Below are 23,113 nucleotides of genomic sequence, written 5' to 3'. Positions count from 1 at the left end.
TCCATCCTCCTATAACTTAATTATTTTATCGTTATCAAATCCAGTTAATCCTGAATCATCTGCCGTTAAATAAATAATTTGAACTTTTTTACTTATTTCTCGTATTAGTTTTAAAACGGCATTTTTTCTGTTTTTATCAAAATTAACAAACCCATCATCAATAATTAATGGTAATTCGATTGATTTATTAATTGTCATGATTAAAGCAAATCTAAGTGCGATATATAGCTGCTCTGCTGTTCCTTGTGACAATTCTCCCACTTCAAATGATACCATATCAGAAGAAACGACGGTTAATAATCCTGATATATTATTTATTTGTGTAAAATGGCCTAATGTTAATAGTTCAAAATAATGATTTGCTAATTGCAACATTTGTGGCATTCTAACCCCAGAAGAGTCTTTTAATGCCTCGTTAATCCAATTAATAGTTAACTTTTGAGTTAACCATTTATCAGCTAATTCACTTAAAATTGTAACTTTTTCAGCCAACTCTTGTCGAAGTTCTGTATAATTCCCTTCTGCCTTCAAAGTCCGTAATAACGTCTGTTGATCAATAATCTCCTGATTAATGTTCATTATACTATTTTGCAATTGTTTCAATTGTTCTGTAAGCTCATCTAATTGTTCATCTAAACTTTCTTTCGTTTCAAATCTAGCAAGATTTTTTCTAACCTCCACAGGAAGCTGCTCATTAATTGTATCCAATTTAGATTTGTCTTGAACAAATTGCTTTTGTAAATCGTAATTTTTTTCAAATTGCTCAATTGACGTTAAATGATATTGCGTTAATATTTCATTAATTTGATTAGAAATATCAGCAGTCACATTATCTTCATGCTTTTGTTGTTCATTTAAATAGCCCATTTTATTTTTTATTGATTGTGATTCAGCAATTAAAGGTTGTAATTTATCATTAAAGCCTCTAATTCTAGCTAAACTATCTGCCATATCACTTTTATTTAGTGCTAGAAAACTATCAGCAAAATCTGTCTGATTCAAATAATTTTTTATCTTGTCAGTTAACGTTTTAATTTCTGCTGATTTTTGACTAATTTGATCTGTTATAGACTGTATTCGACTTAAGTCATTTTGAATTGAGAACCACTGATTCTTTGGAAAATCATCTAAAACGTATTGAATTTGATAATCCGTTAATTCAGTATCAGTTTGTCTCAATTGTTCGTCCAGTTCACCTATCTTCAATTGATTTTCATCAATTTCTGCAGTAATCATTTGTCTTTTATTTTGTATTTGCATCAGAGCATCACTACTTGATTTATCCTTAGAATTAGACTGCTTAAATACAATTATGGTATATACAACTATCATAATATCTAGTATCAATCCCATTATTTTAAACGGCATTGGTAAGATCATACTTAGTACAAATAGTATAACACTTACCCCTACTAAGATACTTTGTTGTGTAGACCATTTACTTTTTTGTACTTGATTTTTTTGATCAATTGATTGATTTAAATCTAAAATATCTTGTTTTTTCGTCAATTGCTTTTGTTCAATTTCTTGAAGTATTCGTTTATTGCTCTCTTCAGATTTAATTAATGTGACAATATTTTTAAAATCATCAGGATCAAACGCTATTGGAACTTTTCCGTTGATATTTTGATATTGCATCATTAACCGTTCTTGTTCTGTTAATAGTTGGTTTAAACTCGTCTGTTCTAATACAACTTTATCTAAATATTGTTGATTATCAGCTAATTGTTCAAATAATATATCAAAATCAACTTTATTGTTTTCATAAAAATTTATTAAATTTAATGCTGCTAAATTTTCTTTTTCATCAACTACACTCTGATTAATCGATTTTAACCTTTCATTATTTATCTTTTGTTTCTCTAGTAAATTTTGTATTTTTTGATAATTATCAACAGAAATCATAGCATCTTCATCAGTTTGTTTTAGCTTATCCGTCAACTCATTAGATTGTTCATATATTGACCAATTTTGCTTTAATTGTTCGTAGCGTTGGTAATCTTTGGTTAGATTATATTGTGTTGTTTGTAGCCCTTTAATTTGTTCCCTATTTTGATCTAACTTTTTTTGTGTCTCAACATATTCCGGAAATTTCTGTTTGGCAATATTTATTTTATTAACTAAATCATTGTATAACGCAATTTCCTTATTTAACTCAGTTACACGACCTGCTGGCTTATAGACGTGATCGGCATCTTTTTGAATTTTTTTAGTTAATTCTAACCATTCTTGACTACCAACTGCTCCCATCGTCGTTAGATACTCATTTAAATCTTCATTCGTTAAATTAAATACTTGGTTTAACGCCTGCTGATTAAATGAAAATACTTGATTGTATAAATTTTCATCGACTGGATTTAGCCATTCATGCAGCTTACTACTAGCTACTTTCATCCCATCATCACTTTTAACAATAGATACCTTGCCACCAGATTTACCTTGTGTACGAGTTAGTCGATAAGCATCGTTACCAATTAATAATTCCAACTCTCCACCATATGTGGATGAGTCTTTAGGCAGATATTGTTGGTACTTCTTTTTCGCATTTGCAAATCCAAATAACATACTCAATACGAATGCTGTTAACGTCGATTTACCTGCTTCATTCAGACCAAAAATAACCTGATTCGTTTGATTAAAATCAAACGTTTTATCATGCCACTTCCCAAATCCGTAAATTTTAACTTTAGTTATTTTCATCTATATGACCCTCTATCGCTTGATTTTCATGAAGCAATGTTTTTGAATTTTCTTGTAATTCTACTAAATGTCCCGTTTCTAATAAGTACGTATTAAGTTCCGGAATTTGTAATAATTTATCAGCGAGTTCAGTCATTCCATCATCAGTAAAAACACGTTTTGCGCTTTCTTCCCAGTATTGTTGATCAATTGATTCAAAAGCTACCTTTTTATTAATCACCGTTTTAATTTTAACAATCCAATAGTAATTATCTGGCATATGTTTTTGAATCCAAGCAGTTAATAAATCACCATTTTGAATGCGATTTACTAGGCTATCACTAAAATTATCTAAATCTGTGATTTGTATCACTATTAAATATGATTTATCTTTAGAAAAAAGTTGGCATTCAGCGTCAATCTTATCAATAGCATCTGATAGTGAATCAATTTTTGCCATTGAAATATTAACTGTTTCCCAATCAATTGTAGATGACGTTATAAATTTGGGAACCAACTTATTTCCATCACTATTCACTAGATAAAACCCTTTATCGCCTGATTCTTTACGGTGCCGACCTTGTGTATTTCCAGGATAGATAACTGGGGGTTGTTCATTCAAAATCTGTCTTACATGAATATGACCCAATCCCCAATAATCATAATTTTTCTGTAATAATTCTTTAACAGTAAATGGTGCATAACTTTCATCTGATATTGAATTTATACCCTCATTTGCCCCATGGATAAGCCCAATATGCCATTTCTCATCACCACGAACAGGATAATCAACGATTTTTGATGGTTCCCATCTATGTGCATAACTAAACCCAGTTAATCGAACTTCATCGCCATTTTTTAAAATGTGCGTCACTGTTTCAACTTCACTTGTAAATAAAGTTACATTTGATGGAAAAGTTAAATGATCTTGAGCATTATCAGAAAAATCATGGTTACCAAAACTCAAATAAACATTTATTCCGGCCTTTTGCAGTCGTTCACACTGACTAATTAACGTTGTTTGTGCCATAATACTCATCTCAGATGAATCATATAAATCCCCAACTAAACAAACAAAGTCTACTGATTCTTCAATAGCCGTATCTACGAGATTACTCAAAGCTTTAAATGTTGACTGATAAATCGAATCCATTAACTGACTTGGTACATTTTTTAATCCTCCAAAAGGACTATCTAAATGTAAATCAGCTGCATGAATAAATTTCATCTTCCCACTCCTTTATAAAAAAAAACCTGGTACAAAACATAATTGCTTTGCTTCCAGGATTTTTATTCGAATTAATTATGATATAAATCTTGTATTGGTTTTGTGATAATTGAATTAACTTCATTCATAATTTCACTTAAAACTTGTTCTTTAACCATTAAATCTTTGATTGTATCAAAATCACCGATTTTTTCTGAAAGATTATGAGCATTTTCAAGTTCTTCGTCTGTCATTTCTTCACCATTCATTTGTTTTTGTTGCAAAGACATTTGAATTGTTTGAAATTCTTTAAATAATTTATATGCAATTTCATCTTCTTGCATTTTTGTATAAGCTGATTTCAAAGCCTTATATTCTTCCGTTTGACTAAGATCTTGACTCATTTGGTTCGCTGTATCATAAATATTAACAACCATTTCTGATTCCTCCAATAATAATTTATATTAACTTAATTAGTGTATCATTTTTATCCATAATTTGCATTGATTTGTTCTAATTTCCAAACATCCCATTAATACTATCACTGAGCCATTTTTGGGCTTTTTTAGCAGAATCAGATAATTTATTTTTTATTTCATCTGTTTGCTTTTCTACTGATTCTAAAATACCATCTCCACTATCATTTGAACCGGTATTATTTGCTAAAGTAGTAGCAGATTTCGTTGAGAAGCTTGTCTGAGCAGTATTAGGTAATATACCTGACATTTCGCTTTTAAATAAGGAATCAACGATATCCCCACTTGAATTTCTTAGGTAATGAGTATCATCAGTTTGATCAAAACCAACCCATGTTGCGACAGTAATGTCTGGTGTATATCCAATAACCCACTGATCTTTCGTCCCATCTGTAGAACCTTTTTTAGCCTCTGTACTTCCCGTTTTACCAGCAACTGTATATCCAGCTGGGACAGCAAGTTCGCCAGTTCCTCCAGTTTCAAAGACACCCATCATCATACTTGTCATCGATTTAGCTACCTTACTACTCATAACTTTAGTTTCACTATTGTCTGAATTATTAACAATCGTTTTACCAGAAGCATCAACAATTTTAGTAATAAAATGAGCCTTTTTTTGAATACCACCATTAGCAAACGCAGTATATGCACTAGCCATTTCGTAGGGTGAGACACCAGTAGTTAAACCACCCAAAGCTAAATCTAAGTTTTTGTCCGAACTTTTAACCGGTATACCAAATTTTTTAACAGCATCGTATCCTTTATCAACACCAATTTTATTTAACAACCACACAGCTGGCGCATTTTTACTAAGTGCCAATGCCTTATACATTGGTATTTTACCTGCATATTGATTGTCGTAATTATTTGGTGAATAATTATTTGATCCATATGATTGTTTTTTATCTTTTAATTCAGAATCATAAAAATAGCCATCTTCTAAAGCAGGCATATATACGGCAATTGGTTTTAGTGTTGACCCCGGTTGGCGGTTAATCTGAGTCGCTCGATTATATCCCCTAAAAACGTGTTTACCTCGTCCACCAACAACTGCTGTCACACCACCATTCGTTGAATTAATAGCAATTGATCCACCCTGAGCTTTTGTCCCATCATCAGCATCCAAAGGGAACAAGGTAGAGTTATCAAATGATGTTTGCATAGCTTCTTGATGGGTCTGATCCATCGCCGTATAAATTTTATAACCACGATTCATAATATCTGATTCAGTTAACCCATAATTTTTAATTGCTTCACTAATAACGGCATCAAAATAATAAGGATATTTATAACCTGATTGATAATCGTACGTATCATTTAATGTAATACCCGTCTGCTTAGCACTTGATAATTCTGCACTAGAGATTTTTTTATTTTCATACATAACATTCAGAACAACATTACGCCTTTGTTTAGCTGCAACAGGATGATCTATCGGATTATATGCCCCTGGCGATGTTAACATACCCGCAATAACTGCAGCCTCACTAACAGTTAAATCTGAAGCACTTTTTCCAAAATATTTTTTAGAGGCATCTTGAACACCCCAAACGCCATTACCAAAATATGCATTATTTAAGTACATCGTTAGAATGTCTTTTTTTGAATATACTTTTTCCGTTTCAATTGAAATAAATATTTCTTTAGCCTTACGACTATAAGTTTGCTCCTGTGACAAGAATGCATTTTTAACAAGTTGTTGCGTTATAGTACTTCCGCCACCACTAATTGCACTACTTCCAGTTAATCGATTTTTAACCAATGAAACCACAGAACGTGCCATCCCTTTGATTGAAAATCCATATTCATGATAAAAATTACGATCTTCTGATGACAGTACAGCATTTTGAATATTGGGTGAAATCTTATTTAATGAAACGTAAGTACCCTTTTGAGAGTATAACGATCCTGCTTTATCGCCATCTTTATCAAAAACCTCAGTTGATTGTTGTAAAGCAGCTTTTAACCCACTAACATTTGTTGTTTTGGCTACATAAGTTAAATACGCACTCGAACCTAAAATAATTGCTAAAATAAAAATAGTCAACCATTTCCAACCATGCACAAATTTCCATCCCTGTCGAAACCAATTTTTAAATTGAATTAGATGTATTACAAACCAATTTTCATTTTTAGTTCTTTTATTTTCATTTTTCATTAGTTGTCCCCATATTTAATCTTAATATCATTTATTATTTTACCATAGCAATATTATAAAAAGTAAATTAGCCTTTTTATTATGATATTTTTAAATATTTAAAAAAAGACTAAGAAATGTAGATGTTATCTACTCCTTAGTCTCACAGTATTTTAAATTAAATTATCTGGATTTGCGTGTTCAGTAAAAATATCATAGACACGTTGTGCGGCCTGCTCATCTGAACTAATAATCATAATTGTATCATGTCCCGCAACAGTTCCAACAATATCCGGGAAGCCAAAATCATCGATAATTGCTGCCAGTAAATTACCGTTACTTGGAATCGTTTTAACAACATTCATAAATTGGATTTTAGTAATATTAGTAACGACTTCAAAAATAATTTCAAATAAATGAACTTCTTCACTTAAATTACCTGACTTAAAAATTGCGTATCTCAAATCACCTTGTTCATCTTGAGCTTTAACAATTTTCATTTCACGAATATCTCTAGAAATAGTCGCTTGAGTCGCCTTAATATTCACATGTTCCAATTCTGAAATCAAATCATCCTGCGTTGCAATTACTTTTTTATTAATTAACTGTTCAATTTTAGCTTGACGTATCTCTTTCTTCATAAGAATCCCTCTTTGAATGAGTATTTATTCTTAGTATAGCAAAAGAAATATGAATACTGAAATAATACGCTTAATTTAGGACGATTTTATTCATTTTATTGAATTTTGATTCAAATATAAGCATACCTGAATCTCTAATAATATAACCATCTAACACTAATTTCTGAATAACTCGTCCAACGGTTTCACGCCGCGTTCCACTAATCGTCGCAATATCTTCATGTGTAATCACATATGGGATTCGCAGACTATTCTCACCATGTTTATCGGCTAGATTCTCACTTAAATACTGTAACACTTGTGTTATCCGGGTTGTTGTATTACTACATACGGTTCTTAACCTTAACACTTCTGAACAATTTAAAATATTATCAATTTGCCCAAATAAGTACGCAGAAACTTCATAATGTGTTTTGATTAAATTCTCAATAAGTTCAACAGGAATCTTAGCGACCGTCGCTAGTGTAGCAGCACGACTTGAAACAGTATAATATTCACTCTGTAACATTCCACCAATTGGAAATATTTGTTTCGATGTAACATACATATAATTTTGAAAAATACCAGCTCGATCACCACGTTCAATTTTAACTAATCCATCCAAGACAACATAAATAAAATCACGTTTATCATTCATATCAAAAATAGTATTTCCTTTTAGAAATCTTTTAAATGTAATTTGTTCAAAACAAGCTCCTTGTTCATCCTCACTTAAACAACCAAACAACTCATGGTCAGAAAATTCTGATCGATACCTTTGTCTTTCTTTTTCTGTAATCATCCCTTTACTCCCTTAATACCTATATTTATGATATATAACTATCAACACTATCAGATTAAATATAGAATGTCGATTTATTTTTTCGGATTTTGGAGACCCTGGTTTATTTTTTTGATTCACTGATAGCTCTAAATCATTAATCTAACAGTACCAAAATGATAAAAATAAACTGGTCGTATTCGCACATCCATTTTGTGTTCAAACGCACAATCATCGTTAAAAAGTACATCTAACAATATTTAGATAAAATAAAAAAGTTAACAATTAAGTCAACTTTTTTATTAATTACATTTCTTTTGGTGCATTTACGCCTAATAATCTTAATGATTCTGTTAAAACGACGCTCACACTTTGAACGAGTGCTAAACGAGCTAATTTTTGATCATCTTCAACTAATATCTTTGAATTTGCATAGTATTTATTAAATGCTCTTGATAAATGAATAGCGTATTTAGCAATTACTGATGGTTCATATTCTTTAGCTGCACGTTTAATTATTTTAGGGAAGTCACCAAGTAACTTAATTGTATCCCATGCAGCAGGATCAGAAAGTTCATTGTTACTTTCACTAATTGAAACATCACCCGCTTTACGAATAATACTTTGTGCTCTAGCATTTGAATATTGGACATAGGGACCTGTTTCACCTTCAAAACGAACAACTTCTTCTAAAACAAAATCAAAATTATTCATACGTTCATTCTTTAAATCATGGAAAATAACAGCCCCAACACCAACATCTTTAGCAACTTGTTCAGCATTTGGTAGGTCAGGATTTTTATCTTGAATTTGTTTTTTAGCAAGGCTTGTAGCATCATCTAAAACTTCTTCAAGTAAAATAACACGTCCTGAACGAGTCGATAATTTCTTACCACCTTGTGTGATTAAGCCAAATGGAATGTGGTGCATATCATCTGACCAATCATTACCCATTTCCTTTAACACAGCCTTTAATTGTCTAAAATGGTTAGCTTGTTCATTTCCGACAACATACAATGACTGTACAAAATTATACGTCCGTTTACGGTAAATAGCAGCAGCTAAATCACGAGTAATATATAAAGTTGCCCCATCTGTTTTTTGAATCAAGGCAGGGTTTAAATCGTATTTTTCAAGATCAACAATTTCTGCGCCTTGGCTTTCTTTTAACAAATTTTTATCTTTTAACATTGTCACAACTTCGCCCATTTTATCATTATAAAAGGCTTCCCCTTTAAATGAATCAAATTGGACACCCAGCATATCATAAATTTTATTGAAAGCTGATAATGATTCTGCACGGAACCAAGTCCAAAGTTCGATTGCTTCTTCATCGCCATCCTCGAGCTTTTTAAACCATGCACGAGCTGCAACATCTAACTCTGGATTTTCTTCTGCTTCTTTATGGAAACGAACGTAGTATTCAAGTAATTTATTGATAGGATCAGCTTTAACTTCTGCTTCACTACCCCATAATTTATAAGCAGTAATTAACTTACCAAATTGAGTTCCCCAATCGCCTAAATGATTAATTTTAATTGGATTATAATTAATTTTAGCCAAGATGTTTGCAATTGAATTACCAATCACAGTTGAACGTAAATGTCCCATTGAAATAGGTTTAGCAATATTGGGTGATGACATATCAATTGGTACGTTACCATCATGACCAATATCAGATGCGCCATACTCACTGCCATTTGAAAGCACTTGTTCAATAATATCTTGACTAAATGCAGCCTTATTCAAGAAAAAGTTAACATATGGCCCAACTGCAGCAACTGACTCAAATTGACTTTGATCAATTTTCTCTACTAAGTCTTTAGCAATCATCTGAGGTGCTTTTCTAAATGCTTTAGCTAATGCAAAAGCTGGAAATGCATAATCCCCCATATCAGAACTTTTTGGTATTTCAATTTTGGCAATAATTTCTTCTTCAGTAAGGTTTCCATCAACGATAGCAACCAATGCTTGTGCAACTTGTTGTTTATAATTCATTATCCATTCCTCCTAAAATTGTATAAAAAAAGCCCCTTACAAATAATTATGTAAGAGACGAGAATTCCCGCGGTACCACTCTAATTGATTAATATCCACTCAAAATATTCAGTTATTTCTAAAAAGTACGATTCAACTAACGCTTTTATCTAGCTTCCATCAACCTAGACTTGCTTTAAAATTAATTAGTTTACTAGCTTTTATCATCGAATTTATAGTTTGATTGTAACAAATTAATATTATAAAAGATAGTGTTTTTAGAATTTAGGTTTGCTTTTGGTGAAATATTTCTTTACGACATCCCTTGAATCTGTCAATCTTGTAACATTATCATCAAAATGAATTGATACAAAAGAATAATACACAAGATCGACTGCATATAATTGAGCAATTAAAGAAGTAGTCGCTGCACTTCTGAATTTTTTATTTTCTTCACTATCGTCATGTTCTAAAATAATATTAGCTAATTTGGCCAATGTACTTTTTTTATTATGTGTTAAAACGATAACTTTTATTTTTTGTCGATTTGCAAGATTTGCTAACTTAATTGCATCCGTATTTTCCCCTGAATTTGATATCAAGAATAAAGTTGTTCCTTCTTTTAGTTGCGATAATCCAACGGCAATTAGATGTGTATCAAGTGTTTCTATAACAGACTTACCAACTCGAATAAATTTTTGTTGGAAATCTTTAGCTACAATTTCTGATGCTCCAATTCCATACGCATAGATTATTTTTGACTCTGCAATAACCTTCGCAGCATTAACGACTTCCTCATCTAATGTTTTATTTGATTCCTCAATCGTATGTTGTATCCGCATGGTTAATTTTTGTTGTGTCGTCACTAAATCATCTTTAGGATTAATTTCCTCGAGCATTGATTTATCATCTTGGATTTCTGCTGATAATTCTAATTTTAATCCTGGAAAACCAGTATCACTAATACTTTTTCCAAATCGCGTTATTGCTGCAGTGCTGACACCTACCACCTCTGCCATACTCTGTGTACTCATTCTTATTACTTTCTGAGGGTGCTCTAAAATAAACCGTGCTATTTTTCGCTCTACCTTTGTGTATTTATCCATATTTGCTTGTATTGTGTACAAATAATTACCCATACTTCTTACCTCTTTTTATGGTATGTCTTATGCTTCTGTCTCAATCATAGCATCTTTTGGAATACCAAAAAAGAATGTTAAAATAAATCCGCCCGCATATGCCGCAAGCAATCCAAGAATATACCCAATCCAGTGTCCATTACTTATTAAAGGTATCAATGCTACCCCAGAAGGTCCTATTGCAATAGATCCAATATGACCAATCCCACCAATCACCGCTCCACCGATTCCGCCACCAAGACAAGCAGTAATCATTGGTCGTCCTAAAGGTAGTATAACCCCATAAATTAATGGTTCCCCAATTCCTAGAAATCCGACTGGTAGAGCGCCTTTAATTAAATTTGTTAATTTTTTATTTTTACGACAACGAACCCATAATGCAATTGCTGCCCCTACTTGTCCAGCTCCTGCCATTGCTAAAATTGGCAATAATAATGTTGATCCAGACTTAGCAATCATTTCAAGATGAATAGGTGTTAAAATTTGATGTAATCCTAACATTACCATTGGTAAGAAAAAAGTCCCTAAAACAAAACCAGAAAATGCACCACCAACTTCTAAGACCCAGTTAATTGATGTAACTAAAGAATTCGAAACAACCCCAGCAACTGGCATTACTAAGAAAATTGTCATCATTCCAATAACAAATAATGATATTGTCGGTGTTATAATAATATCTAAAGAATCCGGAATCCATTTATGCAATCTTTTTTCTAAAATAGCTAATACCCACACTGCAAAAATAACACCAATAATTCCACCCTGTCCAGCACTTAGTGCCTGACCGTTAAAGATATTATGGAGAGGTGCTTCAGGGGTTACCCCACTCAGCAAAGTGACAGCGCCGATAACACCACCAAGTCCTGGAGTGGCACCAAATTCACTGGCACTATTTATCCCTACATAGATAACTAAATAACTGAAAACACCATTTTTAATAACATTTAAAACTGCAATAAAATCTGTCCAGCTCGAACTTAAATCCCCTGCAACCATCATATTTCCAAGGACAGCAGCCAATCCACCAATCAATCCTGCTCCAACAAATACAGGAATTAGTGGAACAAAGATATTTGAAATTGCTTTAAGCACCTTTTTTATTGGCGTTTGCTTTTGTTTAGCTTTATGTTCTGCTTTTACTTTAGCAGCTTTGCTCTCAACCAATTCTTTATCAGTCATTTGAGTTGATTGTACTACGTTCTTCAAAGGGAAAGGTTCGCCTAATTTAACCCCTACTTGTCTTACCATTTCATCTGCAACTTTGTTGACTGTACCAGGTCCAACTACCACTTGCAAAGTATCATCTTCAACAACACCCATGACACCATCGATATTTTTCAATTTTTCAATATCTACTTTATCTTCATCCCTAATTGTCATCCTAACTCGAGTCATACAATGAATTAATTTTTCAACATTGTCTGGCCCCCCTACATTATCATAAATTTCATTTGCAATTTTTTCGATTTTTTTGTCTGCCATAATTTAACCCCTCCAAATATTTTATTTGATTGCTTCCCTAACAAAACCATGAGCCTTCTTTAATTTTTCTTTAGCTTGATTCAAATCGTTATCCGTTAGAATCATAACTATTGCAAGTTTGACATCATGTTCAGCTAATTCAAATGTTAATTTTGCTTGTTCATAACTTACTCCAGTTGCATCCATAATAATATGCTTTGATCTTTCAACTAATTTTTCATTCGTTGGTCTAACATCGACCATTAAATTTTTATATATTTTTCCAATTCCAATCATCGAAATTGTCGACAACATATTTAATACTAATTTTTGTGCCGTTCCTGATTTTAAACGAGTAGACCCAGTCAATATCTCTGGTCCCACTTCAATCTCAATAGCCGTATCAGCATGCCGTCCAATAATTGATTCCTTATTGCAAGCCAGACTTATTGTGTTCGCACCAAGATGTTTAGCGTAGTCAAGACCCCCAATAACATATGGTGTTCTACCACTTGCTGCAATTCCAACTACTGTATCTAATTTTGTTAAACAAATATTTTCCAAATCCAACTTACCCAATTCGTTTGAATCTTCGGCACCTTCAACTGCCACAGTCATTGCTTTCATACCACCAGCAATCAATCCTTGCACCATGCTAGGATTTGTTCCAAATGTTGGTACACATTCAGCAGCATCTAAGACACCTAATCTACCACTAGTTCCTGCACCCATATAAATTAAACGGCCTCCACTATTAAATGATTCAATAATTTTACTAACTGCTTCATTAATTTGCGATAACTCTTTTTCTACGCTTTTAGGAACTGTCATATCGGCTTCATTCATTATTCTTGCAACTTCAGAACATTTTAACTCATCTAAATTCATAGTTTGTTCATTTCTAGTTTCCGTTACTAATTTTGTAATATCCATATTTTATCCCTCTTTTATAATTGTATTATTAAATATTATTTTTTGTTTTGCTCCTATATAGTCAATTAAATCCAAGTCTGTCCTTTTAACTGTACCAATTTGGTTTACTTTTTTATCAATTGGTAAATTATTTTTCACTATCTGTATTTCTCCAGTATATCTCCCATATAACATATTATCTTGCGTTATAGTACCTCTCGTTCGAGCATCTTCATTATTTATTGGTTCAATAGTGAATTGATTTCTTATCCGACTTTCTTCTAACCTTACAACATCCCTAGCCACGTCAGCACGATTATGCCATGCTATATTATCAAGTTCATGCGAACTACTTTCAATATCTATTTCTATACTTTGATTAGTAAAATAGTTAACTATCTTACTAATTGTTCTTTGTGAAACTCGCGGATCACCGATATAAACGTCATCAGTATAATTATTCTCAATTAAATCTATCATTGCAGCCAATACATTGTAATTTCGATGTTTTTCTAATGTTGGTAATCCCTTTCCAATTGGCCCTCTAAATATTTTATCTCCTGCCACAAACGCCATCGTAGTAAATCCTGATTTTTTTAACCAATGATTCTTATTTTTTAACCATTCGTCATCTAATCCCGTATCTGGTCGAGGATAATAATTATGCCATGCTTCAATATTCTTAAAATTTGCATGATTATCAACTAGTTGCTTAATATCCAGCTCTGAAATCGTACTAGCATTTAATCCAATATCTATATTATTTGATAATTCAGCTATTTTTTCCATACTAATCCCATAATCAATTCTTAAACCAGTAATTCCAGCAGTTTTCAAATCAAATTCCAATAATTTTAAACTTTTTTCTGAAATATCAACCATTAATTTCAAGTTATTTTCAAGACATAAATTCCCCAAAGTTTTTAATTCATCAATAGTTTTTTTTCTATCTTCTTCAGGAATATGTAATGAAGTAAAAATACCCTTAAATCCTGATTTACGCATTACTTCAATATATTTTTTTGTATCATCGTCAATCTTATCACCTAAATAAATTGAAAAACCCAACATAATATCTCCTCCATTCATAAAAGAAAGCGTTATCATTAACTGGTTACATCATACCTTGAATGATATAAAATTACAATTAAATATATTTATTTTTTGTTTTTTTTGTTACTTTATATCTTAATTTAAAATAAAAAATCTTTCAAGAATACTTTATATAAAGTATTCTTGAAAGATTTTTTCACTGTTTTATTCAAATACAAATTGATTATTATAAAGTTCAGAATAGAATCCTTTTTGATCCAATAATTCTTGATGGTTACCTTGTTCAATAACCTTACCGTCCTTCAGAACAACAATTTTATCAGCATCTAATATTGTTTTCAAGCGATGTGCGATTACAAAACTAGTACGCCCTTGAATAACTGTATCCATTGCTTTTTGAATTTTAGCTTCTGTCACTGTATCAACATTAGAAGTCGCTTCATCCAAAATTAATAACGTAGGATTAGTTAAAATTGTTCTTGCGATACTAATTAATTGTTTTTGGCCAGTTGAAAACACAGAGTTTTCATCCGATACTGTCGTGTCATAGCCATTTTCTTGACTCATAATAAAATCATGAATATTAGCTTGCTTAGCGGCAGAAATCATATCTTCATCTGATGCTTCAGGTTTACCAAAGACAATATTATCACGAATTGTTCCTGAGAATAATACACTTTCTTGAAGAACTATCCCAACATGATCACGAAGACTTTGAAGTTCAAGATCCTTAACATTTACGCCATCAAATTCAACTGAACCACCTGTAACATCATAGAATCGATTCAATAAATTCATAATTGTTGTTTTACCTGAACCAGTTGGTCCGACTAAAGCTACCATTTCACCTTTATCAACATTAATTGATACATCATGTAAAATTTCTTTATTAGCATTATAACCAAAATTAACATTTCTTAACTTAACACCATTTGTTAGACCCGTTAATTTTTGCTTATCAGTTGAGTTGACCTCATCTGGTTCATCAAACATTTCATTCAGTCGACTAGCACCTGTAATAGCAAGTTGGAACATACTATACAATGAAGAAATTTGTGATATTGGTTGGTAAAATTGTTGTGAGTATTGAACAAACACGACAACTAGTCCTAAAGCCGTTGTACGGCCCATATCACCGTTCAGTGCTAACCAGCTACCAAAGAAGATAACAATGGCTGTATTAACCAACGAGAGGCCATTCATAACTGGGAAAAGCATCCCTGAATAGACTTGTCCTTTAAACGTTGCTTTACGAACATTTTCGTTATATGGCAAGAAACCATCAATAGCTTCTTTTTGAAGCCCGTTAGTAATTACAATTTTTTGACCACTAATTTTTTCATTAATATAGCCATTTAATTTTCCAACTTCTTTTTGTTGTATATCAACATACTTACGTGTTTTAGAAATTAAAATGACCGCAAGAAGTAACGCGATAGGCGTTGAAGCAATCGTAACCCAGGCAAGCTGAACATTCTGTTGAAACATCATAATGATAATCCCAATCATTAGAGCAATATTACTCATAATTTGTCCTAAGGCTTGATTCATTGCGTTCGAAATATTATCCAAATCACTTGTAAAACGACTTAAAATATCCCCATCTTTATGTGAATCAAAGAATCGAATTGTCATTTTTTGTAATTTTCCAAATAGCCCTTTTCGCATTCTATTTGTCGAGTTTCCTGTAATGAACGTGACAATAATATTTGAGAAAAACATTGCTACAATTGAAAAAATATAAAATAAGAATAACATCCACAATGAGCTAACAAAATTTCCTTTATCACTCACTCCTTTTGTTAAACCAATTACGTAGTCTGCCAATGCCGTAATTGCTTTTCCCATATACACAGGTGCTTTTACCTGGAAGTATGTCGATGCAATAATTGCAACAGTCATAACTGTAAAACCTAATTTATAGCTTTTCAAGTAGTGGAAGAAGAATGCCATCGATCTATTCATATCTTTCATTAGACAGTCTCCTTTCCTTTTTGAGTGTTATAAATTTCTTGATAAATTTGACTATTTTCAACGAGATCTTTATGTGTCCCCTCGCCAACTAATTTACCGTCATCCATAACAAAAATACGATCCGCATTAATCACAGATGAGATTTTTTCGGCAATAACAAATGTTGTTGTCTCTTTCAATTCATTATTTAATGCTTTTTGGACTAATTTTTCTGATTGAGCATCAAGTGCTGATGTTGAATCATCTAAAATTAAGATTTTAGGTTTACCAATAACACCACGCGTAATTGATAAACGTTGTTTTTGACCACCTGAGAAGTTAGCTGAACGTTCTTCAACCTCTGCATCATAACGTTCTGGTAATCGATTAATAAATTCTGATGCCTGAGCGATTTGACTGGCCATATCCATATCTTTCTCGTTGGCATCTTCTTTACCTTGACGTAAGTTGTCTGCGATTGTGCCAGAAAATAGGATAGCCTTTTGTAAAACAAATGCTACTGTTTTACGAAGCGATTTTTCATTAACATCCTTTAAATTCTCACCACCAACTTTGATCATTCCTTCTTGGGGATCAAATAATCGTGGAATCATTTGGGCTAAAGTTGATTTACCTGAACCAGTTGCACCAACAATTCCTATCATTTCTCCAGGTTTAACATCAAAACTAACATGTTTAAGTGTTGGTTTATCATCGCCTTCATATGAGAATGAGACATCTTCAAAACTAACAGATCCCGATAAATCTTCCTCTGGAACATCTTGGTAATAAATATCTGGTTCTTCATCTAAAATTTCGCGTAGTCGTTTAATTGAAACCATTGCACGAGCACTAAACGTCATCATCATTCCACCAATAATAATGGCAAACATGATTTGCATTAAATAATTAACAAACGAAGTAATAGCTGTAACTGTACTTGGATCTGCTTTAGCTAAATCACCTACAAAATAAATTGCGGCAACGACAGCCATATTTCCAATTAATGTAAATGCTGGAATTAAAACAGCAAATAGAGTTCCAACATAGATATTTTGTGCATTTAAATCATCTGAAACCTTATCGAAACGTTTTTCTTCATTTTTTTCTTGATTAAATGACTTAACAACACGCACACCCATCAAGTTTTCTTTGGCTAACTCATTTACTCGATCAATTAAGCCTTGCATTAACCCAAAATGGCGTCCCATGCGACCGAAAGTTAACATTGAAATACCTAACACGCAGACAATTAAAATAACAATAATCCACCATAAATCCGCAATTGTATTCATAGCTAAAATGAATGCACCGATAAATAAAATGGGCACTCGAATTAATGTCTGTAAAATTGTCATAATTAACGTTTGAATTTGGGTAATATCATTGGTTAAACGAACCACAATATTCCCTGCTTGGAATCGTTCAATATTACTGAAAGAAAATGTTTGAATCTTTCTAAAAGCAGTTTCACGAATATCTGCACTCATTGATTGTGCTACTTTTGCTGATAGAATTGTATTCACAACACCTGCCAACAATCCAATAACAGCAACTCCAATCAAGTACAAACCAAGTGTCGTGATTTTATCACCCTGGTCCTTTAAAATAGCATCAATTACTTTTTGTAACAATTTAGGTTGCCACAATGTTGAAATTGCCATGATAACCACCATGACGACTGCCCAAAAAATATCTACCCGATACTTTTTAGCATGTTTTAATAAAATATCCACTTTTTTCCCCCTCAATTCTGTCCAGTTCCATGTTTTTTTATACAAAAAAACTAATATCAGTTACTAAACTTAGCAAAAATAACGCTTAATTGCAATCATTTTGACTAATTATATTCTATTTAGTCAGTTAAAATTTACAAAAAAAAACCAAGATTAAATATCTTGGTTTCAATATAATTATCTTATTCATTTTTAAGCGGGCGACGAGAATCGAACTCGCGACATCAGCTTGGGAAGCTGGAATTTTACCACTAAACTACGCCCGCAGAACGTTGATTAGTATAGCATATTTCCGTACTTTTGTCATAACTAATTAAGCATGTTTATTTTCAGCCTTTTGTTCAAAATCTAAACGTCTCAAATTTTGTACAGCCTTCATATATGAATAAATCAGTACAATACATGACCCACCCCAGGCTAATGGATTTGCAAAACAAGCTCCTGCATACCCAAAAGCACCAGCTAAAAAGATAGCTGCAAATGATCTCATCAGTAATTCTACAACTCCAGCAACTGTTGGTACGATGCTTTGTCCCAGTCCCTGTAACGTGTATCTAATGACAAACAGTACTGACAAAAGTAAGTAAAATGACCCATTAATATTAAAATAAACCTGCGATAATGCAACAACTTTTGGTGCATTATTTCCAACAAACAGTGTAACTAATTGTTGTCCAAATAAAATAACTAAAAGACTTGCAACGATACTGAATGTTCCAGACATTAATAGACACTTTTTTACACCATCTAAAACACGACCATATTTTTTTGCGCCATAATTTTGGGCAGTAAAAGTTGCCATCCCAATTCCAAATGACATCATTGGTTGTGTTGATAATTGATCAATCTTAGACGCTGCCGTGGTACTGGCAACTGCTGTCGTTCCTAAACCGTTTAAAGCTGACTGTAGCATAATTGCACCAATCGCAATTATTGAAGCTTGAAAGGCCATTGGTAGAGCCACATAAAGGTGTTGGTTAACATCTTTCATCGTGATTTCTCTAAAATGGTGTCGACCAATATGTAAGACGGGAATTTTTCGATAAATGTAAATTAAACAGAATACAACGGAACATGATTGCGCAATAATAGTTGCAATACCAGCGCCAGCAACTCCCCAATGAAATACCAAAATAAATAATAATTCTAAACCAACATTAATAATGCTGGCAAAAATTAAAAAGTATAATGGCGTGCGACTATCCCCTAGCGCCCTAATAATATTAGATAAAATATTAAATGCCATTGAAGCAAATATTCCACCAAAAATGATACTAATAAAAGTTTGTGCATCATCAAATATTTCTGGTGGTGTCTTCATAAGTGTTAAAATATCTTTTACAAAAAACAAACTAACCGCTGTTAAAATTACCGTTGCAATTAGACTAATCAAAAGTCCCACTGCAAAGCTTTTTCTAACACCACGATAATCTTTTGCCCCAAATCGTTGTGCCGTAATAATAGATAAACCTGCAGTTAACCCTTGTGCAAATCCAATAATCAAAAATTGAATACTCCCGGTCGAACCAACTGCAGCTAGTGCATCCACGCCTAAAGTTTGTCCAACAATCAACGTATCAGAAATACTATATAATTGTTGAAATAAATTACCAACCAATAATGGTATAGTAAACATAAAAATTAATTTTGCTGGATTACCCGATGTTAACGATCGCAAATAAGACCCTTCTTTTCTTTATATTTATTTAATTCCTTTTTCATTCAATAATAAAATAAATGCTTTTTTAAAGTTAGCCCTATCCTGGTTTGAAAAGGCGCTTGGACCCTTCGTACGTTGACCTGATTTCCTTGCCATTGCACTTAAATATCTTGAATCCAACATACTATCGATATTGGTATCTGTATATTCAAATCCTTTATGATGCATCACAATCACACCTTTTGGTAATAAAAGAGAAGCTAGTCCGTAATCTTGTGTAATCACAACATCTGATTTTTCAGCTAACTTTACAATTCTATAATCTGCCGCATCTGGACCTTGATCAACATAGCTAACCGAAACATTTTCAGGATACTTTTTAGTTGAGAAATGTGGCGTACTTGTAATTAGCAACACACTGATATTCCGTAGTTCGGCTTCAGCTATAACTTCATTTTTCACAGGAGACGCATCCCCATCAATAATAATTTTCAAATTAACCACTCTCATTCCTAGTAAAAAAACTTCCAAGGAATAACCTCTTGAAAGTTTTATTTAGCTTCTGGTTTTAATAATGCATTAATTGCTGGAATTTGACCTAAGCTATCTATCGCATTACTTGGCATAACAACTGTATTTGCGTCACTCTTGGCCAATTCTTTAAAAGCCTCAATATTTTGGCTAACAAAATAACCATTACCAACTTTATTTAATGATAAATTAACTGCATCTATTCGGTATGCTTCAGCATCGGCCGTCTTTTTAACTGCTTCAGCCTTTGCTTGGGCTGAATTAACCCATGCATCATTATCAGCTTTATTTTTTAGTGCAACTGATTTACTGTAACCTTCTGCTTCAGCAACAGTAGCATCACGATTTCTAGCGGCTTTCAATAACTTATTCATTGAATCTTGAATTTCAACTGAAGGTTTTACTGTATCAATATTAATTCGATCAACATTTAATCCATAACCAGCTGTCACATTAGAAATTTCGCCAAACAAACCGCGATTAATTTCTTGCGTTCCATTCAAAACTTCATCTAACATTTTATTACCAATGATGCCACGCAAAGAGGCACGTGTATCTTGAATCATACTACGAACAGAGTCTTCATTTTTAAACACAAAATCTTGGATGTCAGTAACGTGATACTTCAATGAAATTTTAACTTCAATTTCAGCATTATCTTTTGTAATCACAACTTGTTTATCAAGATCTAAAGGTTGTTGTGCCGTACTAACACGAATTACTGAAGAAATAAATGGTTTAATAAAATGTAAGCCTGGAGCTAATGTTGTTTCATATTTTCCTAAAGTTATAACAACACCTTGATGCGGTTGTCTAATAATTCGGATAGTTGCTGGTAAAATCATGACCAATAATATAACAATAATAATAACGACTAAAAGTCCCAACATAATAATTTAACCACCTTTATATTTTTTTAACGTCTAACCCTTCAACATGTGTTTTAATGATTCGAACAACATCTCCACTTACTAATGTTTCATCACTAAAATAATGATAGTAGATACCAAAAAACTCGACCGTGCCATGAATATTTTTACTGTCAATTGTAAATTCCCGGTTAAGCAACCGCTCGTCAATAATTGATTTTCTATCCATATGAAAGCACCTCCATTTGTCATCTTTAAACGTATCTCATTTACGTCATAAAATCAATCAATTTCATTATCAAAAGTAAAATCATTTCGATCTAAAATAGTCACTTTTTCAATATGCTTTTCAATCTGTTTACTTTCAGGCGGTAATTGTAAATAATCACCATATAAACGGCTTAAAATTGCATCATATGCCCTTAAAATAGTTACCGTAAGGTTCTCAAAAGGAACTTGAATCACGGCTGCTAATTCCTTTTCTGATAGTAATTCTTTTTCATATGAGTATTGTGAAGCTAAATTTTTATATTCTGAAATGGTGTCATCTTGATTATAGGTTCTTACTAGTTCGTCTCTTTTTTCTTTATACTCTTTGGTTTTACGACTTTGATCAGGTTGTAATTTTCTAATCTTTGCGTTAATTTCAGTATCCATTAAACGATAATTGCTCAATAAAAGAATTTTCGCGTTAAGATATCGATATTTTGATTGTTGAATAGATCGTTCGACATCACCTGTTGGGACTTTATCAAAAGGAAAAATATCTACAAAAACACCTTTTCTAGCGTCATTAATATTTCTTTTCTCTTCAACATGAATAGATTCATCAAGTAGTTTTGCATATCCAAATGCATAGTTTGGATCACTTTGATCAGTTTGTAGAAAATAATAAGGCTGGCTAATCTCTTGGGGAGCGATTTGTAAGAATCGATCGTAGTCATCCCTTACCATTCCAATATCGACATCATCATCCCATGGAATAAACCCTTGATGTCTGACCGCACCTAATAAACTGCCACCAATCATAAAATACTTTATATTATTTTTTTGACAAATTTCAACGACTTCCCGGATTAAATCTAATTCTACCTTGTGTAATTCTTCAATTTTCATTTTTACCACCTTAAATCGTCTTATTCTTTCTTCAATTGTACCAAATTTAACTCTGAATACGAAAATTATTTAATTTTTATTAAGCTAATCCTTTTTCATTACTTTATTTCTTTGGCTCATGATATGCTTTAATTATTAAATAAAAGGGGTGCCTAAATGCAAGAAACCATAATTGACTTAATCGGCCAACATGGCTATCTAGGTGTTGCGTTACTGATCACCATTGAAAACATTTTCCCACCAATTCCTTCTGAAATCATTTTAACATTTGCAGGTTTTATGACGCTCTCAAGTTCTCTTACACCAATTGGTTTAATTATTTCTGCCACTATTGGGGCGACTATCGGGGCTTTAATCTTATATTCGATCGGTCGCTTTTTAAGTACAGAACGTTTAAATCAATTTTTCGCCAGTAAGTATGGTTCTTGGCTTGGTCTAAAACCTATCCATATTGAAAAAGCGACTGAATTTTTTGTAAAATATGAAAATCGTGCTATTTTCATAGGCCGTTTTGTTCCCATTGTTCGAAGTTTAATTTCTATTCCCGCTGGAATTACGAAATGTAAATTACGTTTTTTTATTCCATTAACCTTTTTTGGAACATTAATTTGGAATACTGTCCTCATTTATCTTGGGGCATTTGCTGGGAATGCTTGGGCGGAAGTTGCAGCAACAGTTGATATTTTTGCTACAGTAGTTGGTATCATCTTATTAATCGTTTCGTTCTTCGGAATCTACAAACTAATTAATTTAAATAGGAACAAAAAAAACGATTAAATTCAATTATGAATTTAATCGTTTTTTAC

The 23,113-nt window shown here is 32.5% G+C and carries 19 protein-coding genes and 1 tRNA gene; 1 reads left to right on the top strand and 19 read right to left on the bottom strand.

The genetic code is table 11. The features are described from left to right. Positions 1-9 precede the first annotated feature (9 nt). From AC1RPJ_RS02105 to AC1RPJ_RS02015, 19 genes are all read right to left on the bottom strand, one after another. Positions 10-2,700, bottom strand: a complete 2,691-nt coding sequence (locus tag AC1RPJ_RS02105) for an ATP-binding protein (RefSeq protein ID WP_481761185.1) — start codon at positions 2,698-2,700, stop codon at positions 10-12. After that, a complete protein-coding gene (locus AC1RPJ_RS02100) occupies positions 2,687-3,907 on the bottom strand; it encodes a metallophosphoesterase family protein (RefSeq protein ID WP_481761184.1) in 1,221 nt (406 codons plus the stop codon). Before AC1RPJ_RS02100 ends, AC1RPJ_RS02105 begins: the two co-directional genes overlap by 14 nt. A 71-nt stretch (positions 3,908-3,978) precedes the next feature. After that, a complete protein-coding gene (locus tag AC1RPJ_RS02095) occupies positions 3,979-4,323 on the bottom strand; it encodes a YlbF/YmcA family competence regulator (protein ID WP_481761183.1) in 345 nt (114 codons plus the stop codon). A 76-nt stretch (positions 4,324-4,399) separates the two neighbouring features. Next, complete coding sequence (locus tag AC1RPJ_RS02090; RefSeq protein ID WP_481761182.1) at positions 4,400-6,520, bottom strand: PBP1A family penicillin-binding protein; 2,121 nt, start codon at positions 6,518-6,520, stop codon at positions 4,400-4,402. Positions 6,521-6,672: 152 nt separating this feature from the next. Beyond that, a complete protein-coding gene (locus tag AC1RPJ_RS02085) occupies positions 6,673-7,140 on the bottom strand; it encodes an arginine repressor (protein WP_409022715.1) in 468 nt (155 codons plus the stop codon). 70 nt (positions 7,141-7,210) lie between these two features. After that, positions 7,211-7,921, bottom strand: coding sequence for a Crp/Fnr family transcriptional regulator (locus AC1RPJ_RS02080; protein WP_481761181.1), 711 nt, complete (start codon positions 7,919-7,921; stop codon positions 7,211-7,213). 285 nt (positions 7,922-8,206) lie between these two features. Continuing rightward, positions 8,207-9,898, bottom strand: coding sequence for an arginine--tRNA ligase (gene argS, locus AC1RPJ_RS02075; RefSeq protein ID WP_481761180.1), 1,692 nt, complete (start codon positions 9,896-9,898; stop codon positions 8,207-8,209). Positions 9,899-10,155: 257 nt separating this feature from the next. Further along, complete coding sequence (locus AC1RPJ_RS02070) at positions 10,156-11,016, bottom strand: MurR/RpiR family transcriptional regulator (protein WP_481761179.1); 861 nt, start codon at positions 11,014-11,016, stop codon at positions 10,156-10,158. A 27-nt stretch (positions 11,017-11,043) separates the two neighbouring features. Beyond that, positions 11,044-12,498 carry a PTS transporter subunit EIIC gene (locus tag AC1RPJ_RS02065; RefSeq protein ID WP_481761178.1) on the bottom strand — a complete coding sequence of 485 codons (1,455 nt, stop codon included), beginning with the start codon at positions 12,496-12,498 and terminating at the stop codon, positions 11,044-11,046. 21 nt (positions 12,499-12,519) lie between these two features. Continuing rightward, positions 12,520-13,410: an N-acetylmuramic acid 6-phosphate etherase gene (gene murQ / locus AC1RPJ_RS02060; RefSeq protein ID WP_481761177.1), complete on the bottom strand. Its 891-nt coding sequence runs from the start codon at positions 13,408-13,410 to the stop codon at positions 12,520-12,522. A gap of 3 nt (positions 13,411-13,413) precedes the next feature. Then, entirely contained in the window at positions 13,414-14,460 is a 1,047-nt protein-coding gene (locus tag AC1RPJ_RS02055; RefSeq protein ID WP_481761176.1) for a MupG family TIM beta-alpha barrel fold protein, read from the bottom strand. Positions 14,461-14,646: 186 nt separating this feature from the next. Continuing rightward, positions 14,647-16,416, bottom strand: a complete 1,770-nt coding sequence (locus AC1RPJ_RS02050; protein ID WP_481761175.1) for an ABC transporter ATP-binding protein — start codon at positions 16,414-16,416, stop codon at positions 14,647-14,649. After that, positions 16,416-18,071 carry an ABC transporter ATP-binding protein gene (locus AC1RPJ_RS02045; protein ID WP_481761400.1) on the bottom strand — a complete coding sequence of 552 codons (1,656 nt, stop codon included), beginning with the start codon at positions 18,069-18,071 and terminating at the stop codon, positions 16,416-16,418. Before AC1RPJ_RS02045 ends, AC1RPJ_RS02050 begins: the two co-directional genes overlap by 1 nt. A gap of 255 nt (positions 18,072-18,326) precedes the next feature. Beyond that, positions 18,327-18,397, bottom strand: a tRNA-Gly gene (locus AC1RPJ_RS02040). Positions 18,398-18,444: 47 nt separating this feature from the next. Continuing rightward, positions 18,445-19,809 (bottom strand): MATE family efflux transporter, encoded by a 1,365-nt coding sequence (locus AC1RPJ_RS02035; RefSeq protein WP_481761174.1) that lies wholly within the window; start codon positions 19,807-19,809, stop codon positions 18,445-18,447. Between the two features lie 24 nt (positions 19,810-19,833). Further along, entirely contained in the window at positions 19,834-20,286 is a 453-nt protein-coding gene (locus AC1RPJ_RS02030; protein WP_409022804.1) for a YaiI/YqxD family protein, read from the bottom strand. 56 nt (positions 20,287-20,342) lie between these two features. After that, positions 20,343-21,212, bottom strand: a complete 870-nt coding sequence (locus tag AC1RPJ_RS02025; RefSeq protein ID WP_481761173.1) for an SPFH domain-containing protein — start codon at positions 21,210-21,212, stop codon at positions 20,343-20,345. 16 nt (positions 21,213-21,228) lie between these two features. Beyond that, the gene (locus tag AC1RPJ_RS02020; RefSeq protein ID WP_481761172.1) at positions 21,229-21,420 is read right to left on the bottom strand and encodes a hypothetical protein; all 192 of its coding nucleotides are present in this window, start codon (positions 21,418-21,420) and stop codon (positions 21,229-21,231) included. A 53-nt stretch (positions 21,421-21,473) separates the two neighbouring features. Continuing rightward, entirely contained in the window at positions 21,474-22,307 is an 834-nt protein-coding gene (locus tag AC1RPJ_RS02015) for a LicD family protein (RefSeq protein WP_481761171.1), read from the bottom strand. Between the two features lie 156 nt (positions 22,308-22,463). Here AC1RPJ_RS02015 and AC1RPJ_RS02010 point away from each other — a divergent pair, with 156 nt between their 5' ends. Next, positions 22,464-23,084 carry a DedA family protein gene (locus tag AC1RPJ_RS02010; protein ID WP_481761170.1) on the top strand — a complete coding sequence of 207 codons (621 nt, stop codon included), beginning with the start codon at positions 22,464-22,466 and terminating at the stop codon, positions 23,082-23,084. The last annotated feature ends 29 nt before the right edge of the window (positions 23,085-23,113 follow it).

The organism is Dellaglioa sp. CoH-57-MRSF-17 (assembly GCF_056782015.1).
This window is presented reverse-complemented; position numbering and strand designations above follow the sequence as displayed.